Consider the following 21,523-nt stretch of genomic DNA (forward strand, 5'->3'; position numbering starts at 1 on the left):
GATTTACCTTATAATTTTGCTTATTGTAGCACCTTGGGGCTTAAATTCCACTATAAAGCGGATAGGGGTGATAGTTAATTCTGTGGTAAAAAGAGCTGAGTTTGGATATGTAGTTGAGTTATCTAGAATTCTTACTTCTTCTGAAACAAAGCAGTCAAATAGTTCATTTTTGTGTAAATTTAAATACTCATAAGCAGTTAAATTTGTCGGTTTTGAGATTGGGATAGAGCATATAATTTGACTACTTTTATATCCTTTAACCATCGATCTAGATATAGTGATCTCATCGCTACTAAGTATCCCATTGACGGTAATTAATCTAGCCCAAAAGATAAACTCATCACCGCCAAATAGGTTATTTAGTGTAAATATTAATAAGCAAAAAGTTCTAGCCACTTTTCTCTATCTATTTTTAGCTCCATTTCAACTCTATATAGACCATCTTTAAAGTCTTGGTTGATTACTGAAGCATTTTTGATAAGGCCTAAAACTCTGCCTTCAATAACTGAACTTTGCAACATTGCATCTTTTACTGTATCTTTAGCATTAATTTTAACACCATAAAGTTTAGCTGCTAGCTGTCTATGACCATCTGTAATTGCTGAACGTTTAGCTAATGCACGAGCCTGAGCCGGACTCACAGTATCAAGCGGCGGAATTCCCTCGCCAATAGCACTAAATGCTACCTCATTATCAGCATTCATAGCTGGGATCATTTTTTCATTTTGAATGATCTCTCTAATATCCTCTTTATCGACTTTTTGGACAATTACTTCAGCTGGTTGTTGATTAGAACCAGATGCATTTGCACAACCTGCTAATGCTAAACCTGCAACCAGTGTGTATAAAACTCTTTTCATACCTTACAACCTTTTAAATTTGAATTTAAATTTTATAAAGCAAATATTATTCCACTTCTTCAATTTTAGCCATTTGTTCAGCTATAAAATCATCATCGATGATATCCATATCTTGATCATCGCTCTCTTCTTTAGGGCATCTTGCAATGCTGACAACTTCATCACTACCGACATTTACAACGATTACGCCGCTTGTGTTGCGACCAGCTTTTCTGATTGTTTGCATATCTACTCTAATCATCTTACCGCTGCTTGTAAGAGCCATTAAATCCATGCTTTCATCTACCATAACTACACCGACTAGGTCTTTGGTTTTTGATGTTAGTTTCATACAAATAACACCTTTACCGCCACGACTTTGAAGTCTATACTCATCAGCAGTTGTACGTTTGCCTATACCTTTTTGGCTAACGCTTAGAATTTCTTGCGCATCGTTCTCTATAACGACAGCACCTACTACTTCATCGCCTTTTTCTTTAAATCTGATAGCAGTTACTCCACGAGCCACACGGCCAATTTGTCTAACTTTGCTTAGTGGAAATTTAATACACATACCTTTTTTAGTTACGACAAATAACATCTTTTCATCACTAGATTCTGGAAGCTCATCAATACTTTCAAGAATATGTTCTATCTCGCTCTCTTCAAGTTCGGATATTGCTTCTATTTCGCTATCAATAACCTCTTCAAGAGCATCAAATCCACTCTCTTCAAGCTCATTTTCTACTATTATATCTGGGTCATATACTAATTTTTCATCATAGTCACTTGTGGCTATAACTACTGTTACTAATTCATCGTTTTCATCTAAATTTATAGCTTTAACACCGATACTTCTGATGTTTTGATATTCGCTTAAATTTGTTCTTTTTACAAGACCATTTTTAGTAAAGAATGCTAAAGATTTATTTTTAGAAAAATCAGTAGTCGGAATAATTGCTTTAATCTTTTCATCTGGTTGAAGATTGATTAAATTTACTACAGCTTTTCCTTTAGCGGTGCGACTGCCTTCTGGGATTTTATATACTTTTAGCCAATATAGTTGCCCACGATCAGTTACAAACATCAGCGTATCATGACTCATACAAGTAAAGAAACTCTCTATAAAATCATCATCATATGTAGTTACTGCGACTTTGCCTTTACCGCCACGTTTTTGTTTTTCATAACTTTTACTAGGGACTCGCTTGATATAGCCCCTATGAGTGATGGTTACTACCATATTTTCATTAGGGATTAGGTCTTCTACATCAATATCGTCATAATCATCGATAATTTCAGTAATTCTTGGACATTTAAATTTAGATTTGACCTCTAAAAGCTCATCTTTTATAATGGCTTCAATTAGTTCCTCGCTTTTTAAGATCGCATCAAGCTTATTAATTAATTCTAAGATCTCTTTTAGCTCAGCCTCTAGTTTTTCACGCTCTAATCCAGTGAGTTTGCTTAATCTCATATCCAATATTGCATTACTTTGCAGCTCGCTTAGGCCAAATTTATTCATTAACCCATCTCTAGCGTTTGTTGTATCGGCACTTGTTTTGATTAGAGCTATTACATCATCTATATCATCTAAAGCAATTTTAAGCCCTTCTAAAATGTGCGCTCTAGCTCTAGCTTTTTGTAAATCAAATATAGTTCTTCTAATAATTACTGTTTTTCTATGGTTTAAGAATAGTCTTAAAAGCTCAATTAGTGAAAATATCTTTGGTTCTTTATTATTTATAGCTAGCATAATTACCCCAAATGTTACTTCCATTTGAGTTGATTTAAATAGATTATTTAAGACAATATCGCTCATAGCATCACGCTTAAGCTCAATAACAAGACGAATTCCATCTCTATCGCTCTCATCACGAACTTCGCTAATGCCTTCTATTTGCTTCTCTTTTACTAATTCAGCAATATCAGAGTGTAGTTTGCTTTTATTTACTTGATATGGTAGTTCATCTACTACTATTACATCTTTATTTTGCTTTTTTTCTATATGAGTTTTGGCTCGCAGCTTAATCCTACCTCTACCGGTGCGATAAGCTTCTATTATCCCTTTTTTACCAAATATTATACCGCCAGTTGGAAAGTCTGGACCTTTAATATGAGTCATTATATCTTCTAGTGTGGCATCCTTGTCATCAAGTAATACCAAAAGCCCATCTACAAGCTCATCAAGGCTATGTGGCGGAATATTTGTTGCCATACCTACTGCAATACCGCTTGAGCCATTTAAGAGTAAATTTGGCACTCTAGCTGGAAGTACATCTGGCTCAACCATGCTATCATCATAGTTTGGAATAAAATCAACAGTATCTTTATCTAAATCTTTTAATAACTCTTCAGCTAAAACCGTCATTCTAGCTTCAGTATAACGCATCGCAGCTGCGTTATCACCATCTACTGAGCCGAAGTTTCCTTGGCCATCTACGGCTGGAATTCTCATAGAGAAGCTTTGTGCCATTCTAACAAGCGCATCATATACAGCTGTATCGCCATGCGGATGGTACTTACCTATTACATCACCTACTATACGAGCAGACTTTTTATACGGGCTGCGACTACCTACGCCTAAGTCATTCATAGCATATAGGATTCTTCTATGTACTGGCTTTAGACCATCTCTAGCATCAGGCAAAGCTCTACCAATAATAACGCTCATCGAATAGTCTAGATAGCTAGCTTTTATCGAGTCCTCTACATCTATGGTTGTTACATCTTGATTTGAGTTAAAAATATTATCTTCCATCTTTTTCCTTGAAAAATCTGCTCAATATTTTATCCAAATTTAATAAATATTAGCTAAAAAGTATGGAATTATTTTATTTAAATCACACTTTATAAAGTAGATAATAAGAGCGGTGAAGTCAAGACTATGCTTGATGGTTTTTTGTCAATTTTTAGTATATAGACCATTATCAGAGCAGTTAAAAGGTATTCTACTATGATTAAAATAGAGAGCTTTGATCCATTATAGCTAGTGGTAAAGTTAAGGATTTGACAAGGATAATTATTTAAATTGCAAAATAACTGATCTAAGCTAATCCCAAAGTGACTATAGTTAAAAAGATAATGAAACACTAGGGTTTAATTTGCGCCATAATGCTAAGGAATATAATCAATATATATATTTATATAATAATTATTATATCAAAGAGATAAAATGACTATTGCAATTATCAACGAAAAAGGCGGTGGGTGTAGGAAAAACTACTGTTGATTATATTATTAGAGTTGTAAATAGTAGCTCAAATGGCATAAATGCTAAGTATATAATTTACTAACTATTCTACTATATCTTTTAGTCTAATATTTGTAATTTTCTTATGTCTTTATCTTGTAAATTTGTATTTGATGCTCTGCTCATTTTATATCCTTGATTAATGTAAAATACTCCTAAGAGTAACAATACTCCTTAAAATACTAAAAATTATTTTACATTAATCGTATCAAAATTACAATATTGAGATTTAAATAGATTTATACAAAATAAGATGAATTATATAAAAAGTATTATTGGTTGCGAGAGAGGATTACCAGCGTCGTGTAGATGAAGAACTCTTAAATGAGTATATGAAAGATATAACTGGAGCTAAGTACTCAAATAAAAAGAGATACGCTAAAGTTATATAGGCTCATAGAAGCCATAGAATAGCCATAAAATAGCTAAATACCCTTTAGGCTATACCTAGATATACCTAAGGGGTTAAAATGGATTTAAAGGCTATTTATGAGCTTATTTACTTTTAAACCTATCTGTGATATAATAATTATAAATCAACACAAAGGAGATATTTATGAAAATAGTAAATGGAAAGGTTATCCCATTAGACCCTAAGGTTAAAAGACTAAGAGATACAAAGGAAAGGTTACACAATAGATACAAGAAACTAACGCTTATGTTTGATATGTGTATTAAAGACTGGGAAGGTATTAACGAACCTAGATTTATAGGTGATGAAAATGATGAGAAAGATATAGTAGATTTATACTGTTCTATTCGTAATGAACTATTTAGAGTTAGAGAAGAGTTGTTAGGAATAGAGAATAAGCTTTTAACAAGCCTTAAAGAGCTCTAAAATTGCTAAAGAACCCTTAGGGTATATCTAGGTATGCCTAAAGGGTTAAAATGGATTTAAAGGCTATTTATGAACTTATTTAATATAGTCTATTTTTTAGTATATTAAACACTGATTTTATAACTAAAAATCATACCCTTCAAATGCCCTATTTATGGGGGTGTCCCATATGGGGGAAGGGAAAGGGAAGATATACTATAAAATATACTATAGAATAAACTATAAAATATACTATAAGATACCTAGAGATTAGTCTAGGGTATCCTTTAGGGTATCTTAGGTTTAGTCTAGGGTGTCCTTAAGAATATCTTAGAGATACTCTAGTCTATCTATGGGATATCCCTTTCTTGATTTATATATTAATTTATAAAAGAGAATATATAATACACTCTCTAGATAGCCTATAAAAGCCTTTGGATAGCTAAGGGATACCCTAGTATAGCCTAAAGTGTCTTTAGCGATTTATGAGCCATTTAGGGCTATCTAAATTATTACACGAGACCACCCACAGCTCTGAGAATTTTATCTGCAAAGGGGGTGGCAGTTTCCACTTAGTATCTACGGATATTAACCGAACCTTGAAAAAGGTTTGGACTATTTTTACCAATTACAAACTGCTAATTGGCTCGAAGCTTTATATGCTTTGTAGGTCGCCCAGCTGGGGTTCTTTAGGGTGATACTTTTCACCCATTAGCTCAACTACCACTGGTAGAAAGAGGTGGTCAGAAGTTGCCGTAGAACTTCACCATAAGGGTGGGAGCTTTACCCACCTGAATTTTATTCTTACACATTACTTCTTCTTATTTTGGGATATTTTGAGGTATTTTGGGATTTCCTAAGGGGTGTAAAAAATTGGAAAAAATATTTGAAACACTTAATAAACGCTCAATCGGCGAGCGCCCCCCCCCTTGCCCCTTTGGAAATCTTAAAGAAACCTTAGGAAAAACTTAGGCCAATCTTAAAAATAATTAAGGGCTAATTCTTAAAACCTAAAAGCCCCTTAAGATTATGCTAAAAGCCTTTAAAAATATCCCTTTAAATTACTTCGGAACATACTCAACACGCCTTAAACGCCCTTAAAATGGGCTAAATCATCGGATAAAATAAACGATTTTAGAACATACCGCTAATTTTTTGCTATATTTTTTGATTTTTTTACTAAAAATGCTTGACATTACTCCAATTTTATGCTATAATTATACCAATTAAAAAGAAAAGAGAAGTTTTAAAAGAAACCCTAAAAAAGGGGCTTTTAAAAGTTTTCAAAACTTTTTAAAAAAAGTTACTAAAAAACCTTGACTTTAGTTAGATTTTTTGGTATAATAACATAAATTAAAAAAGAAAAGGAAAAAAGATGGAAACCTTAAATAAGTTTAAGGAACGCTTTGTAGAAAGTGGTAGGCTGTTTAGTGAATTGACAAGCAAAAAACAGAGAGTTTCAGGTAAAAGGGGCGGTTATTTTTATGTAGCCTTATATGATATAATACAGGGTAAATGGGCTTTAGTAGCTAACCACAAAGCTGGGTATCCTTGCTACAGCTTAGACGACAAAGGCACGCCGATTGTTATATATTTAGACAAAATGGGAAATATTAGACAAAGGGTAATAAAACAAGAAATGTTTAATGAAATCTTAGAGACTTCGGAAGGCTCTCAAGAGTTTAGGGGAAACTTAAGAGCCGCTCAAGATATATTAAAAGAAAAGTATAGCATTGAATGGCTTAAACCTAGCTTAGGCTATAATTTAGAGAATTTACCCTACTCTTGTCAAAAAGGAAAAGGGGAATTTTTTAAATGGTGTGATAATATCGCAAAAATGTTAATATTAAGGAACAATAAGGGCGAGATTGTGGGGCGGTGCCTTGTGTGGGATAAAGAGAATATTAAACACAATGGGGAGCCTATAAACAATGCTATAGCCGATAGGCTCTATTATAATGAAGGTAAATATAAAATAGCCCTTAAAAACGAGCTAAAAAAATTAGGCGTTGTATCTATGTGGGAACAAGAAGGTAATGGGGATACTCCTTTTGGATATAGGGAATTTACCCTACACTTGCCACCGAATATAAAAGAAGCATTGGATGAAAGCATTGAAGACAGGAAAGCCCCATTTTTAGATACCTTTAGTCATTATAATAGCGATGAAGGTATCCTTTGTAGTTTTTATTGGCCGAACAGATTATCCCCTGATGCTTGCGAGTGGTGTGATGATATTGAAAAAGTATTGTTGGATACCAGGGGTTATGTGTGGGGTGTTGATGATGATGATGAAGTTTGGGACGATTACAACGAATGCTACATTAGTAGGGATAATGCCGTGGAACCTATCAACTATGATGGTACCGCTCATATGGATAACTGTATATATAGTGAATATCACGAGGGTTATTTATTAGATGATGGAGATTTAATAGCCGTTAATACCGTTGATGAATGTTATGACTATGATTATACATATACAGGCAGCGGAGTGGAATTAGTAGAAATTGATGACAAAGTTTATTTTCTTGATAGTGTGAGAAGATATAGAGCTTAAAATATAAGGGGGCATAGCCCCTTTTAATTAAATGTTAAGAAATGAAAAAGGATAATAAAATGAATGAATTTATAAAATTATTGAATATTAATCAAAGTGAATTAGCTAAATATATATTAAATTATTTAGATAGAATTAAGGCGAAAGAATATTATAATATTAAATATATTGATAAGGCTGGTATCTTAGTAACGCCTAAAGGAAACCGAAAGTATCCCTTGATTTGTGCTCATTTAGATACTATAAATGACCATAAATCCAAAGAATTACCTAAGCTTAATATAAAAGGGGACTACATATCCTTAGCTAGTGATAGCCCTTGTAATTGCTTAGGGGGTGATGATAGGTGTGGTGTTTATATAGCACTATCTTTGATAAAGGATAAAACGCCCTATGGGTTTGGGTTTTTCTATGATGAAGAGATAGGGGGTGTGGGTAGTGGTATAGCTAGCCCTTTAATAAACAATTTAGACGGCGTTACGGCTTTTATAGGGCTAGACCGAAGGGGGTGTGATGAGTTAGCCTTATATGGTTATAATAATAGTGAATTGATAGCTTTATTCGAAAGTAATGGTTATTTTAAGGCAAGGGGGAGCTTTACCGATGCTAGTAATTTATCATCTTTGAGTGATAAGGGCTTGGCGTGTGTTAATCTAAGTGTGGGCTATTATAATGAACATACTCTAAAGGAAACTATTAATATAACGGCGATGAATAGAACCTTAGCAGTTTTAAAATCTATGGTTGATGAGCTATCATCTAAGCCATTTTTGATAGAGAATTCTATGATTTATGGTGGGCTATATCAGAGTGAATTGTATTATTATGGTGATGATACATATAACTATGGTGTTGATGATATTTATAACTATGATGATGATGATACCGAAGAACTGGAGCAATGGTATATCGAAGGATATAATACAGCTATGGAGCAAGGTTATGAAATATCCAAAGCTGAACTATCTAAAGAAAACCTAAAGGGAGCTGAACCGTGGTATATAGCTTATATCAATGGTTTTAAAGATGCTATATATGATATGAAGCAGTGTATTGATTTTTAAGATAGCATAAGGAATATAATGAGAGCAGCAGAAGTATTAAAAGTAATAAAAACTAGGCAAAAAATTAAGTGGGCTTTTAGCCCCTTTTGGGCACTTTGTGGAATAGTATTTATATTTGTAGCATTTTTATTTGAAGCCTTTAAGATAGCTACAGATTTTTATAATGAAGTAGGTGGGGTTAAAGGCTTTTTGGGGGCGGTTACTAAATATAAGTATAAACGCATTTGTAAAGAATGTGGAGCAAAACTATATCCACTTAGTGAAGCAGAAGTTAAGGAAGTATTAGAAAAACAAGGCAATATAGAGCTATGCTTATGCTCTAAATGTAACAAAAATAATACTAAAGGATAAGCAAGATGGCAATTATAAAAGCTTGTGGTGGAATAATAGAAGCCCACCACGCTGACCCTATATGGGTTAGGGAACATTTTAAGCACGATATAGAGTTGCTTAGAACAGGTGAAGTGCCAAAGAAATCTGATGAAGAAATAGCAAAAGCTAACGAATTGCTATTAAGAATATGGGCTGTGTGGGGCATAGCCTTGCTTGCTTGTATAGCCTATGGATATAACCCTTGGTTTATAGCAGTTATTGTAATTGGGTTTATATTCTGTATAGGGGCTACTGGGGTAATATCAGGGCATAACTCAGGGCGGTCATTATGGCTAACGGCTAGGAATAATGGGTTCAGATATGATAGTGATAGTGATGTTACCTATATAGCTCAATTGCAGCTAATGGGTTTGAGCTTAATACCAAAGGAGCTTAAGGAAAAGGCTGAAGCTGATTGTAGGATACTAAAGGGGCATACTATGTATAGATATCCTATAACCTATGAGAAAATACATTTAAGTAGGCGTTGCCATAATTGGCTAAATGCTAAGATATGTTTTAAACTTGTTGATAGAGTTAGAACTATAGAAGTAACTACGAAAGATAGAAAAGTAGTTATAGAGATAGCAAAGCTAAAGAAATATGAAAAGTATATACAAGGTATGGGGGGCTTTACGAATAATTTTGAGATGGACGGTAGGTCTTTTAATAAGCTCTTTAGCTCTAAGGCTGTGTATAATGATGTAGGGGTTGTTTTAGATAGTGGTTATAGAAGCTCTAAAGCGGTTGGGATAAAACCACAGGCTTTTAGGGTGCTAGCTGTAATAATTTACCCTAAAATTAGTGATAATGATTATGGTGATTTTACAGTATATAAAGAGATAGAAGATTGGGAAATAGTAGAGTTAGTTGATGAAAGGTTTAATCCTGATGCATATAGAGCATTAGAAGATGATAAAGCATTAGATAAAGCAATTGAAGCAAAGTTAATATAAAGGAGAACAGAATGCAAAACACATATCTAGATAGGGTTAGTGAAGCTCTAACGCTTTTAAATAGATTAGATAATTTTAAACCACCTACTAATGGCAGTGGTAAGAATGTAAAGAGCTACTCTATAAAGCTTTTTATATTGTTATTTACAATAGCAAAACACGAAGGAGAAACACAGGCTTTCTATTCGGAGTTATTAAACTGGACTACGGCTAATACTAGCATACATACAGGGTATCTCTATGATAATGGTTTTATAGGTAAAGCCTATGATGATAGAGATACGAGAAACTTAGCTAGAAAGTTATTTATAACACCAAAAGGTAGGGAGTTTATAGAAAACTTAGTAAGAAAGGAGAGAAGTTAAAGATGAAAATAAATAGTGAAGAATATGGAAAATTGTTTAAAAAGTCAATAAATGACGATTTAGAGAAGTTGAAACAAGAGAGCAAAGAATATTTCAGCTGTGATGATATATTGATATTACTTAAGATGTTATCAAGATATAGTCGTGGCGAAGAAGGCTCAAATATAATAAACATAGCTAATAAGCTAGATTTATTAATGCGAGATTTAAAACTGCTTGGTGAGAAAAATGCCTTGAATTATATAGAAAAGTTTATAAAAAATAATTGGAAGTGAGGTGAAAAATGAAAATAGTTAAAGTTGATAGATATGGCATATATTTTGACAATGGCTCAAAAATAACTGATGATTTTGACAAATGTTGTTGTGAGTTTAATTATGCTGAATTTGAGTATTTAAATGGTGATAAAATATGTCTTAATACCAATTTTAAAGAACCTTTAGTTTTTGAAAAAACTAGAAATTATGGGTTTAGGTTTGGAAACAAGCCGTCCAAAATGTTTTTCGTTCCTTGTTACTCAGAACAAAATGGGTGCTATGATAATTCATTACGAATTCTATATAATGACAAAATCGTGCTTGATGAAGTAGAAGCAGAAATTATAGAATAAACTTATTAAGAAAGGAGAGAAGTTAAGTAAAATTATAAGAGGGTCTTATAATATAAGCAAAGGCGGTAAGGTATGTTTAAATTAAAAGATGGTCGCTACAAAAGCGACTTTTATATAAATGGTAAAAGATACCAAAGAACTTGGAACACAACTGATATAGAGGTGGCAGAGAAATGCGAAAAGGATTTAAGGGTTAGCCTACAAGCAGCCCTATTAACACCTACGCAATTAGGCTTTAATAATCTAGAGTGGTTATTAGAACCACCTAAAGAAACCAAACCCTTCTTACTAAGTGAAGCTAGGGATTATATGGTAGAGAGTGTGTGGCAATACTTGGAGGATAATAAAAATCCACCATCTAGGATTAACACTCTAATAAAAATGGTTGGTGATTTAGACCTATCTCTTATTACCACAGAGCTACTGATGAACTTAAAAAGAACTATGTTAATCAGTGGTGTAAATGGTAAGCGGTACAAAGAGAGAACCTTTAATCACCTATTAAGCACTCTTAGGACAACCTTTGAGACGCTAGAGCGAACTGGGGTTTATGAGTTTAAGAATAAACCTAATTTTAAAAAGCTAGCAGCTAGTATAAGAGAGACTAAGATAGTATGCTATAGCGATGCTGAGATAAATGATATTGCTGAATACTTTAAGAGTATCAGCAATAAGACAGGCAGCCTAGTAGATAGAGAGATGTATGAGTATTTTGTAATAAACTCTAATCTAGGCTTAAGACCAGCTGAATACTATGAACTTAGGGTAGGTGATATAGACTTAGAAAACAAGACTATTACCATCAGTAGAGCTTTAAAAACACACTCTACTACATTAAAAGTAGGGACTACTAAGAACGCTAATAGTAGAACCTTACCCTTAGGTGGCATAACCTTAAAACTTTTAAGTGATATATGCGATAGGGTTAATTTAGCTTTATCTTTAGAAAGGTCAAAAGCTATGGAGTTATACCTGAAGGAACCTGAAGGATATCTGAAGGGAGTTTATTACTCAATAGCTAGGGGTCGTTACAAAGGATTAGATAGAGAAAATTATAAGAATTGTAAGATAAATAATTTGACACACAGCATATGTGTATCAAGGTGGAAAGATATGAATAAGGCTTTAGGTTTTGATAAGCGAATAAATGCTAAAGAGTATAACCAATATGCCTTAAGACATACTGTAGCAAGTCGTTTGGTTAGCCTAAAGAAGTTTTCAGCTTATAGGTTGATGCAGTATTTGGGACATAAAAATATACAAAGTAGTTTGAAGTATGTCCATCTAAATATCGATGATATAAGAGATGGAATTGGTGTAGGTGTGTGCTAAAGATTATTGGTTGCGAGAGAGGGACTTGAACCCCCGACCCTCGGGTTATGAGCCCGATGAGCTACCACTGCTCCATCTCGCGTCATAAGAGGTGGATGGGGTAAGAGGATTCGAACCTCTGAATGACAGGACCAAAACCTGTTGCCTTACCGCTTGGCGATACCCCAATCTAAAAATGAGTTGTAATTATACAATATTTTTTGATATTTGTCAAGACTTAAAGCAATAATTTGCTCTAAGTCTTGAATAAATTTAAATTTTAGTGTAGTTTAGACCAGATTTTGCGTTTCCATGCCCAAGCAAATACACTAAGAATAGCAAAATAAATCATGATATAGATACCTGTTGTCTCTCTTTCTTCTTTTTTGCTATCACCGGCTTCTCTCATATACTCAATAACTTGCTTTTGAGCTTTTTCATTTAAGCCTACACGCGGCATAGATGTGCCTGGAAGCATTTTTTGGGTATCATTGATGAAATTATTTAGATATAGTTCGCTTCTAGATCTAATATACATAGATAGATCAGGAGGCGTCATACCTAGATAATTTGCTATGCTTTGTTTGTTGCCATTAGCAAATACATTTACATATCTCATATCATGGCATCTAGCACAAGACTCTATAAATACATCTCTATCGCTCATCTCTTTTGGTGCTATGCTTTTGAAATATGCTACTAAGTCTGCTATTTCTTGATTTAAATCACCGCCAGCACCATAGAAAGCTGTCATAGGAAATGGGTTTGTATCATTAAATTTATGAGTAACTTTTAACGCCATAGCTGGATCTTTAATAAGAGCAGCTAGGAATTTGCCATCATAAAGATATCCGATATTGCTAAGATCTGGAGGAGCAACACCATAAGCCTCGCTAGCACTTTTATCATCCATTGCCGGTTCAAAACCAGCTGATTTAATGCTGTGGCATGCTGTACATCCAGCAGCTGCTACTAAATTTGCGCCTGAAGCTGCATCGCCTTTTGTAAGGTCTATACTTTCGATGTCTGTCCAAAATGTACTATATTTTTCTAGTTCAGCTTTTGCATTTTCTAGAGTTTTTGTAGCACCATCAATAATGCTTTTATCACCGCTAGTTTGAGCGGCTTTTAAAGCAGCTTCTGCTTTTTCTACATTTGTTTTTGCTAGAGTTGTATCCTCTTTGGCAAAGTCAAAATTTGCTGGTTCAACATGCGGGTGTAAAACTGAGTGCGCATATGGCTCAACACCCCAATAAATAGCGCCTGTAACAAGGACGACAATTAAAAACGCTTTTAATTCTTTCATTTATTTGCCTTTCTTTCCTTGATTGTGATGATAGGAAGTACTACAAGTAGCAACACAAGGTAGCCAACTGAAGAGAAGAATCCTATCCAAGCATTAAATCCTGTTGGAGGAAGTTTGCCATACACTGTTAGGATTATTAAATCAATAATAAGCAACCAAAACCACACGCAAAAACCTTTTCTTTTGTGAGCTGGAGCCACTACATCGCTTCTATCATATAGAGGCATAAAGAATAGCGAAATACCAGCAAACGCCATAGCTAAAGCACCAATATCAGCTGCTTTTAAAGGCCCAATATCAAAGAAGAAACCGCGTAAAATTTCATATTGCCATAAGAAATACCACTCAGGATAGATATGAGTTGGAGTTTTAGCAGCATTTGCAGGATCGAAGTTGATTGGATCCATAGCAAAATTGAAATGGAAACTTACTAAATAGAAGAAGAAAATCATAAATAAAGATACATAGAAGAAATCTTTACTTAAAAATCCTGGCCAAAATGGAATAACTTTTGAATTTACAGTATCGCCTTTTAGATATTTTTCAGCTTCTAGTTCAAAATCAATCTCTTCGCCTTCAAGGTTATTAACATGAGGGATACGTAAAGTATAGAAGTGAACACCTATAACCATTATAATAACAATTGGTAATAAGCAAACATGAAGCATAAAGAATCTTGTAAGTGTAGGATCGCTAACCGCATAATCGCCTCTAATCCACTCTACAAGAGCACCGCCAATAAATGGAATTCCACCAAATAGTTGTGTGATAACTTGCGCTGCCCAGTAGCTCATTTGACCCCACGGTAGCATATATCCACTAAATGCCTCAGCAGAGAATATTAAGAAAAGTAGCATACCACTAATCCATATCATCTCACGACCTTTTTTATATGAACCATAGTAAATTCCAACAAATGCGTGAATATAGATAATTAAGAAAATCACAGATGCCGCAACTGCGTGAATATGACGCCATAACCAGCCATATTCAACCTCTTTCATAATAGTGTAATTAACACTATCAAAGGCTAAATTTGCATCTGGTTTATAGTACATTAGCAATAATAAACCGCTTATAAAAAGTAGGGTAAAAAGTACAGTTAAAACTACACCCATTGCCCAAAGAAAATTGATATTTTTAGGTATCCAGTATTGCCCTGCTAGGACATTCCATAACTTTGTAAGAGCTATACGCTGATCGAACCAATCTCTTACGCTTGTAGCTTTTGTAATATGTGCCATAAATTCTCCCTTACGCTGTAGCGACTAATTTTTTGTACTCAGGGCCTTCTTCGCCTAGCACAAGTTTAGTCCCATCAATTTTAAATGGTGGAATATCTAGTGGGCGTGGTGGCGGACCAAATACATTCATACCATCAGAATCAAACTCTCCACCATGACAGGCACACTTAAACATCTTATCACTAGCACTCCAGCTAGGTATGCATCCAAGGTGCGTACAAAGACCGATTGTAACTATATAATTCTCATTACCTACCACTACATCTCTTGAAGGGTTAGCCTTCATATTCTCATCTTTTTTAATGATAAAAATAGGCTTTTTACGCCACTCTACTTGGCGAAATTCGCCAGGCTGCATAGGGCTTAGATCTACTGTGGTAAAACCTGCTGCTTTAACGCTAGGAAGTGGATCCCAAGACTTTTTCATTCCAACTAAAGCAAAAGCACCACCCACAGCTGCGACAGCGCCAAATGCCATTCCGATGAAATCTCGTCTTTCTTGCTTTTGAACAGACATTTCTTTCCTTTCTATTGATTTAATTATTAGCATTGAAATTAAGCTAACTTTTATAATATAAAAGTGAAACTAAACTTTAATTCTACCATTTTAAAGTTAAAATTTTATTTAATTAGAATTGTTTTTATAAACAAAAGTAGCCAAGCTCATTGGCTTAGCTAAGTGTAGATTTGTGCCTTTTAATAGCGATATGAAGGATATCTATCGCCGCTGGAGTGATTCCGCTGAGATTTGATGCAGCCGCTAAAGTCGGTGGAGCAAATTTAATTAACTTCTCGACCACTTCATTACTCAAGCCACTAATTGTCTTAAAATCCAAATCATTTGGAATTTTGATATTTAAAAGCCCTTTCATCTTCTCAACTTCTATATGCTGTTGTGCGATATAGTGATAATACTTCGCTTCTGTGAGAATTTGGTTTATTGAATTTTTGCTTAAATTCTCAAAAAACGGCTCAAGCTTTCTAAGCTTATTTTCATCAAAGCTCTTTCTAGCGACCAATTTTTGTAGCGTTATCTTCTCACCTATTGGCTCTTCACCGATGACGGCTAAAAATTCCAAAGTTTCTTTATTAGGCGTTATCTCTTTTGTAAGCAGAATTTCCATAGCTTTTTGTAATTCATCCCTTAAAGCCTTAACCTCATCATAAGCCTCTTTTGCGAGCAAACCTATCTCAAATCCATATTTACTAAGCCTTAAATTCGCATTATCCTCTCTTAAAAGTAATCTAAATTCCGCCCTGCTAGTAAACATTCTATAAGGCTCTTTTGTCCCTTTTGTGACTAGATCATCGATCAAAACCCCTATATAGCTCTCATCTCTGCGTAAAATCAAAGGCTCTTTATTTTGTAAATTCAACGCAGCATTTATACCAGCCATCAGCCCTTGAGCGGCGGCCTCTTCATATCCTGTGGTGCCATTTATCTGCCCTGCTAGATATAGCCCACTAATCTTTTTAGTCTCTAAGGTGTGTTTAAGCTCAGTTGGATTGACATAATCATACTCTATAGCATATCCATGTCGCACGATAATCGCATTTTCAAAACCCTTAATAGACCTTAGCATTGCTACTTGCGCATCATAAGGAAGTGAAGTTGAAAAGCCATTTATATAGTATTCAGTCGCTTCTAAGGTTTGAGGCTCTATAAATAGATGATGGCGCTCCCTATCTCCAAAGCGATTTATCTTATCTTCGATACTTGGACAATACCTTGGCCCTACTCCTTCTATCTGACCTGTAAATAGCGGCGCTCTATCGAAATTTGATCTGATGATATCGTGGGTGGTTTCATTGGTATAAGCTATATAGCATGGAAGTTGCTCTTTGCTCCAATTTTTACTTCTAAAGCTAAAAGGCTGTGGATCGATATCGCCATTTTGAATTTCTAAAACACTAAAATCAATTGAGCTTGCTAGTACTCTTGGGCAGGTGCCAGTCTTTAATCTACCCATTTCTAAATTCAGGCTTTTTAGCGAGCTTGATAGCTCTTTTGAGCTTAGCTCACCGACACGGCCGGCTTGGAGTTTATTTGTGCCAACATGGATTAAGCCATTGAGAAATGTCCCTGTTGTTATGATGAGTTTTTGCGTGTGATAGGTGTTGTCTAAATGGGTTTTTACCCCTATTATTTTATTATTTTGCGTTAAAATTTCAGTAGCGATCTCTTGAGTGATCTGTAAATTTGGCGTGTTTAAAAGCAAATTTCGCATATAAATTCGATATCTATCCATATCTATTTGAGCCCTACTACCACGCACTGCTGGGCCTTTGCTCTCATTTAAGAGGCGAAATTGTATCCCGCACTTATCAGTCGTAAGCCCCATTTGACCACCTAAAGCGTCAATCTCTTTGACTAAATGCCCCTTGGCCAATCCGCCAATTGCGGGATTACAGCTAGCTGCGCCGATTTGCTCGGCTAAAATTGTGATTAATAGAGTTTTGGCTCCCATTTTAGCCGCTGCGAGTGAGGCCTCGATCCCAGCATGCCCACCACCAACTACGATAACATCATATTTCATAATTTGCCTTGTGATTTTTAGGGGCGATTTTATCTAATTTATAGTAAAAGATTTATAAATTTAGATTATAATTTCTTAATTCGAATTTGAGGTGATTATGTTTAATGGACTGATTCGTGAGATTGGTGTTGTGCGTAGTTTTGATGGTAAAAATCTAAGTATCAAGGCTACTCATAAGCCAAATTTAGGTGATAGCATAGCGGTAAATGGGGCTTGTTTGAGCGTAACAAAGATTGATAAAGATGGATTTGTAGTAGAACTAAGCAGCGAAAGCGCCAATATATTGGCTTTAGAAAATTACAAAAACAGAGTCCATATAGAACCAGCTATGAAAATTGGCGATAGGATAGATGGGCATTTGATTCAAGGGCATATAGATGCTATTGGGGTTATTAGAGATATTAAGAGATTAGCAAATGGGGTGGATTTTATCATAGAATTACCAAATGAAATTTTACATCTAATAGCCAAAAAAGGCGCTATCGCAGTTGAGGGCGTGAGCCTAACAATCAATGATATCAACTCAAATTTAATGCGTCTAACCCTAATCCCTATAAGTATGAAAGATACGCTATTTAGTGAGTTCCAAATAGGTAGAAGAGTCCATATAGAAAGCGATATTTTGGCTCGTTATATTGATAGAATTCTAAACTCAAAAAACCAAACTCTCACTTGGCAACAGGCTGATTTTTATGCTAGTATCTATTGATAATGATAAGATTATTGCTGGTTTTACAACCAAATTTGGTGGTGTGAGCAAGGGCGTTTATGAGAGCTTAAACTTAGCCCATCATGTGGGTGATGATAAGCTAAAAGTAGAGCAAAATAGAGAAATTTTGTCTCACAAAATCAAAGCCAAAAAATTAATTTTCATGGAGCAAATTCACTCTGATATAGTCCAAAATTTAAGCGATATTAACCAAATTTTAGAGCCTTGCGATGCGATTTTTACTAATTTAACCCAAGTTGGGCTATGTGTTATGGTGGCTGATTGTTCGCCTGTGCTTTTATATGATAAAAAGCTAAATTTAATCTCAGCTATCCATGCTGGAAGAGCTGGAGCCATCTCAAAAATCATAACCAAAACAATAGATAAAATGGGTTCAAATCCTGAAAATATCAAGGCTATAATTGGCCCAAATATCAAAAAAGATTGCTATGAAATTGGGGATTTAAATTTGGGAGAATTTAATAAATTTAAAGATGGTTTTAAATTTGATTTAGATGGGGCTTTGCGATTTGAGCTTGATGGTATCGGTGTCAAAGATTATGAATTTAGCGATATTTGCAGCCACTGTGATGATAGATTTTACTCATATCGCAAGAGTGGTTTAACTGGTAGATTTGCTGGTTTTATAATGTTAAAAGGATAAATTATGTATGAAAAATTCACCGATATCGAGCTTTTAAAAATCTCACAAAATGCTAGAAATTACGGATTGGAATTTGGAGAGAATTTGACACTTTTGGAGCTATTTTTTCGCCCAAAAAAATTTGAAATAGAAAGCAGCGACCTAGAAAAAATCGCAGAAATTTTCTATTCACTTCAAAGTATTAAAGAGAAATTTCAACTTAGCAAATAAAGCAAAAAATAAGTTAAATTTAGCTACAATTTGCACTTCATTTCACATATGCTAATCCTTGTTTAGTTGCAGTTAATGTCGCTGTTAAGGAGCATAGAGGAATAAACTAATCAAAATTTTTTAAGGAGAAACTCATGGTTACTATGAGAGATTTACTAGAGTGTGGTGTACATTTTGGTCACCAAACAAGACGCTGGAATCCAAAGATGAAAAAATTCATTTTTGGTGAGAGAAAAGGCATTTATATAATAGATTTACAAAAAACTATTAGATATTTCAGATATACTTATAATATAGTAAGAGACGCCGCAGCTGAAGGCAAAACTATACTATTTGTCGGCACTAAAAAACAAGCCGGTATCGCAGTAAAAGAGTACGCAGAAAAATGCGGTATGCCATATGTAAATCACAGATGGCTTGGCGGTATGATGACGAATTTTGGGACTATTAGACAATCAATTAGAAAACTTGAAGTTATAGAAGCTATGGAAGAAGATGGCTCTATAAATTTACTTACCAAAAAAGAAGCTTTAATGCTAAGACGCAAAAAAGAGAAGTTAATAGCAACTCTAGGCGGTATCAGAAATATAAAAACACTCCCTGATATGATATTTGTAATTGACACAGTAAAAGAGAGAATCGCAGTAGCAGAAGCTAACAAACTTAAAATACCAGTAGTGGCTCCTATAGATACAAACTGCGATCCAGATATCATTGACTACCCAATTCCAGGCAATGATGACGCTATCAGAAGCGTTCAGCTATTCTGCCAAGAGATGGCTGAAGCAATCAATGAGGGTAAAGCTTTAAGAGATCAAGATGGCGAAATCAGCGAAGAGATAGAAGCTCCAACTCAAGAAGAAAAAGATGAAATATTAGAAGAAGCTATGGCTGAAGGCGAGGAAGAGTAATGGAAATTAGCGCAAATATGGTAAAAGAGCTCCGTGAAAGCACTGGAGCTGGAATGATGGATTGTAAAAAGGCTCTTCAAGAAGCTAATGGAGATATGCAAAAAGCAGTTGATATACTAAGAGAAAAAGGTCTTGGCAAAGCTGCTAAAAAAGCTGATCGCTTAGCTAGCGAAGGCCTTGTAAGCGTAGTTGTAAGCAGCGATAATAAAACAGCTACCATAACAGAAATTAACTCTGAAACTGATTTTGTGGCTAAAAATGCTACATTTGTTGATTTGGTTAAAAATACAACTCTACATGTCCAAACTAACGCAATCACCACAATTGATGAACTTAAAGAGTCTAGCATTGGCGGGGTTAAATTTGAAGAGTTTTTCCAAAGCCAAATCGCTACTATTGGTGAAAATTTAGTTGTAAGAAGATTTGAAACCATTAAAGCTAGCAAAAATGGAATTGTAGCTGGATATATCCACTCAAATAGCCGTGTTGGTGTCTTAATAGGCGCTGCTTGCGACTCTGAAGCGACAGCTAGCAAAATTGGCGATTTTTTAAGAAATCTTTGTATGCATGCAGCGGCTATGAAACCTCAAGTTATAAGCTATAAAGAGTTTAGCCCGGATTTTGTAGAAAAAGAGTATCTAGCTCTTAAAGGTGAGCTTGAAAAAGAGAATGAAGAGCTAGTCCGCCTTAAAAAACCACTTCACAAAATACCTGAATTTGCTAGTAGAGCACAATTAAGCGATGAAGTGATAGCCAAAGCAACTGAAAAATTAAAAGAGGAGCTAAGAAAACAAGGCAAACCTGAAGCTATATGGGATAAAATCCTTCCAGGTCAAATAGAGAGATACATAGCTGACAATACTCAACTTGACCAGCGACTTACTCTTTTAGGGCAATTCTATGTAATGGATGACAAAAAAACTATTGAACAAGTAATAGCTGAAGAGGCTAAAAAACTTGGTGGCGAAATAGAAATTGTAAGCTATGTAAGATTCGAAGTTGGCGAAGGCTTAGAGAAAAAGACTGAGGATTTTGCTGCTGAAGTAGCTGCTCAAATGGCTTAATAATGTTAAAGGCGTTAAATTTATCTCATAAATTTGACTATTTGCTCTTTAACGATATAAATTTAGATATCAGACCCGCTACTACTACTGCTATTATGGGTGTTAGTGGTAGCGGAAAATCCACAATTTTACACATTTTATCTACACTTTTATCGCCTACTGATGGCGAAGTTATATATAATGGTAAATCACTTTATAAGCTAAGTAGTGATGAACTTTTAAAAATTCGTCGATATGATTTTGGGATTATTTTTCAAGCACATTATCTTTTTAAAGGATTTAATGGCTTTGAAAATATCGAACTCGCCACTATATTAAGCGGTCAAAAAATTAATTTAAACCTCCTTAAAGCATTAAAAATCGACAATGTAATAAATCAAAAAATTGGCGAACTTAGCGGCGGCCAACAGCAAAGAGTTAGTATCGCTAGAGTACTAGCCAAAAATCCTAAAATTATTTTTGCTGATGAGCCAACTGGTAATTTAGATCAAACTACTGCTAAAGAGGTCATGAGCGTAATCTTTGACTATGTCAAAACCAATAACGCCGCTTTGGTCTTAGTAACGCACGATAAAGATATAGCCAAATTATGCGATATAAAATACCAACTATCTAATCAGCACTTAACTCAATGCTAATCCACCCCAAAAATCTATAATTCCGATACAATCTTTGGTAAAGTCGCAAATTCTAAGCCAATACTTTTAGAAAAATATTGAAAATTTAAAAAT

The 21,523-nt window shown here is 34.7% G+C and carries 22 protein-coding genes and 2 tRNA genes; 15 read left to right on the top strand and 9 right to left on the bottom strand.

The genetic code is table 11. From position 1 onward, the window contains the following. Positions 1–3 precede the first annotated feature (3 nt). The 3 genes from CIGNP91_RS07380 to gyrA are packed head-to-tail and all read right to left on the bottom strand — an operon-like array spanning position 4 to position 3,600. Positions 4–396: a hypothetical protein gene (locus CIGNP91_RS07380; protein WP_086253786.1), complete on the bottom strand. Its 393-nt coding sequence runs from the start codon at positions 394–396 to the stop codon at positions 4–6. After that, positions 372–860, bottom strand: coding sequence for an LPP20 family lipoprotein (locus CIGNP91_RS07385; protein WP_086225565.1), 489 nt, complete (start codon positions 858–860; stop codon positions 372–374). Before CIGNP91_RS07385 ends, CIGNP91_RS07380 begins: the two co-directional genes overlap by 25 nt. A 46-nt stretch (positions 861–906) precedes the next feature. Further along, on the bottom strand, positions 907–3,600 hold the full coding sequence (gene gyrA / locus CIGNP91_RS07390; RefSeq protein ID WP_086253787.1) for a DNA gyrase subunit A: 2,694 nt from the start codon (positions 3,598–3,600) through the stop codon (positions 907–909). Between the two features lie 1,048 nt (positions 3,601–4,648). Here gyrA and CIGNP91_RS07395 point away from each other — a divergent pair. The 9 genes from CIGNP91_RS07395 (at position 4,649) to CIGNP91_RS07435 (ending at position 12,168) form a co-directional block, all read left to right on the top strand. Then, positions 4,649–4,930 carry a hypothetical protein gene (locus CIGNP91_RS07395; RefSeq protein WP_086244452.1) on the top strand — a complete coding sequence of 94 codons (282 nt, stop codon included), beginning with the start codon at positions 4,649–4,651 and terminating at the stop codon, positions 4,928–4,930. Between the two features lie 1,354 nt (positions 4,931–6,284). Next, positions 6,285–7,469, top strand: a complete 1,185-nt coding sequence (locus tag CIGNP91_RS07400; protein WP_086253788.1) for a hypothetical protein — start codon at positions 6,285–6,287, stop codon at positions 7,467–7,469. Between the two features lie 59 nt (positions 7,470–7,528). Continuing rightward, complete coding sequence (locus CIGNP91_RS07405; protein WP_086253789.1) at positions 7,529–8,533, top strand: hypothetical protein; 1,005 nt, start codon at positions 7,529–7,531, stop codon at positions 8,531–8,533. 18 nt (positions 8,534–8,551) lie between these two features. Beyond that, a complete protein-coding gene (locus CIGNP91_RS07410) occupies positions 8,552–8,884 on the top strand; it encodes a hypothetical protein (RefSeq protein ID WP_086253790.1) in 333 nt (110 codons plus the stop codon). A gap of 5 nt (positions 8,885–8,889) precedes the next feature. After that, positions 8,890–9,861: a hypothetical protein gene (locus CIGNP91_RS07415; RefSeq protein WP_086253791.1), complete on the top strand. Its 972-nt coding sequence runs from the start codon at positions 8,890–8,892 to the stop codon at positions 9,859–9,861. An 11-nt stretch (positions 9,862–9,872) separates the two neighbouring features. Continuing rightward, entirely contained in the window at positions 9,873–10,226 is a 354-nt protein-coding gene (locus CIGNP91_RS07420; protein ID WP_086253792.1) for a hypothetical protein, read from the top strand. Between the two features lie 2 nt (positions 10,227–10,228). Next, positions 10,229–10,501 (top strand): hypothetical protein, encoded by a 273-nt coding sequence (locus tag CIGNP91_RS07425; protein WP_086233909.1) that lies wholly within the window; start codon positions 10,229–10,231, stop codon positions 10,499–10,501. Positions 10,502–10,509: 8 nt separating this feature from the next. Continuing rightward, a complete protein-coding gene (locus CIGNP91_RS07430) occupies positions 10,510–10,836 on the top strand; it encodes a hypothetical protein (protein WP_201790354.1) in 327 nt (108 codons plus the stop codon). Positions 10,837–10,908: 72 nt separating this feature from the next. Then, positions 10,909–12,168, top strand: a complete 1,260-nt coding sequence (locus tag CIGNP91_RS07435; RefSeq protein WP_086253793.1) for a tyrosine-type recombinase/integrase — start codon at positions 10,909–10,911, stop codon at positions 12,166–12,168. A gap of 7 nt (positions 12,169–12,175) precedes the next feature. Here the strand turns inward: CIGNP91_RS07435 and CIGNP91_RS07440 are convergent. The 6 genes from CIGNP91_RS07440 to mnmG all read right to left on the bottom strand — a co-directional run bounded on the left by CIGNP91_RS07440 (position 12,176) and on the right by mnmG (position 17,234). Beyond that, a tRNA-Met gene (locus CIGNP91_RS07440) sits at positions 12,176–12,250 on the bottom strand. A gap of 10 nt (positions 12,251–12,260) precedes the next feature. Beyond that, positions 12,261–12,335 (bottom strand) — tRNA-Gln (locus CIGNP91_RS07445). 92 nt (positions 12,336–12,427) lie between these two features. Then, positions 12,428–13,453, bottom strand: coding sequence for a c-type cytochrome (locus tag CIGNP91_RS07450; protein WP_086253794.1), 1,026 nt, complete (start codon positions 13,451–13,453; stop codon positions 12,428–12,430). Next, positions 13,450–14,697: a cytochrome b gene (locus CIGNP91_RS07455; RefSeq protein WP_086253795.1), complete on the bottom strand. Its 1,248-nt coding sequence runs from the start codon at positions 14,695–14,697 to the stop codon at positions 13,450–13,452. The genes CIGNP91_RS07450 and CIGNP91_RS07455 overlap by 4 nt, the downstream gene beginning before the upstream one ends. A gap of 10 nt (positions 14,698–14,707) precedes the next feature. Beyond that, positions 14,708–15,214 carry a ubiquinol-cytochrome c reductase iron-sulfur subunit gene (gene petA, locus CIGNP91_RS07460; RefSeq protein WP_086225557.1) on the bottom strand — a complete coding sequence of 169 codons (507 nt, stop codon included), beginning with the start codon at positions 15,212–15,214 and terminating at the stop codon, positions 14,708–14,710. Positions 15,215–15,368: 154 nt separating this feature from the next. Next, on the bottom strand, positions 15,369–17,234 hold the full coding sequence (gene mnmG / locus CIGNP91_RS07465) for a tRNA uridine-5-carboxymethylaminomethyl(34) synthesis enzyme MnmG (protein WP_086253796.1): 1,866 nt from the start codon (positions 17,232–17,234) through the stop codon (positions 15,369–15,371). 97 nt (positions 17,235–17,331) lie between these two features. Here mnmG and ribE point away from each other — a divergent pair, with 97 nt between their 5' ends. The 6 genes from ribE to CIGNP91_RS07495 all read left to right on the top strand — a co-directional run bounded on the left by ribE (position 17,332) and on the right by CIGNP91_RS07495 (position 21,430). After that, the gene (ribE, locus tag CIGNP91_RS07470; RefSeq protein ID WP_086253797.1) at positions 17,332–17,943 is read left to right on the top strand and encodes a riboflavin synthase; all 612 of its coding nucleotides are present in this window, start codon (positions 17,332–17,334) and stop codon (positions 17,941–17,943) included. Then, complete coding sequence (gene pgeF, locus CIGNP91_RS07475) at positions 17,927–18,607, top strand: peptidoglycan editing factor PgeF (RefSeq protein WP_086253798.1); 681 nt, start codon at positions 17,927–17,929, stop codon at positions 18,605–18,607. The genes ribE and pgeF overlap by 17 nt, the downstream gene beginning before the upstream one ends. 3 nt (positions 18,608–18,610) lie before the next feature. Next, positions 18,611–18,817, top strand: a complete 207-nt coding sequence (locus CIGNP91_RS07480; protein WP_086253799.1) for a hypothetical protein — start codon at positions 18,611–18,613, stop codon at positions 18,815–18,817. A gap of 134 nt (positions 18,818–18,951) precedes the next feature. After that, positions 18,952–19,728 (top strand): 30S ribosomal protein S2, encoded by a 777-nt coding sequence (gene rpsB / locus CIGNP91_RS07485; RefSeq protein ID WP_086225552.1) that lies wholly within the window; start codon positions 18,952–18,954, stop codon positions 19,726–19,728. After that, positions 19,728–20,792, top strand: a complete 1,065-nt coding sequence (gene tsf / locus CIGNP91_RS07490) for a translation elongation factor Ts (protein ID WP_086226836.1) — start codon at positions 19,728–19,730, stop codon at positions 20,790–20,792. Before rpsB ends, tsf begins: the two co-directional genes overlap by 1 nt. A 2-nt stretch (positions 20,793–20,794) precedes the next feature. Beyond that, positions 20,795–21,430: an ABC transporter ATP-binding protein gene (locus CIGNP91_RS07495; RefSeq protein WP_086233916.1), complete on the top strand. Its 636-nt coding sequence runs from the start codon at positions 20,795–20,797 to the stop codon at positions 21,428–21,430. Positions 21,431–21,523 lie beyond the last annotated feature (93 nt).

Origin of the sequence: Campylobacter sp. P091, from assembly GCF_002138935.1 — a bacterium.
GTDB lineage: Bacteria > Campylobacterota > Campylobacteria > Campylobacterales > Campylobacteraceae > Campylobacter > Campylobacter devanensis.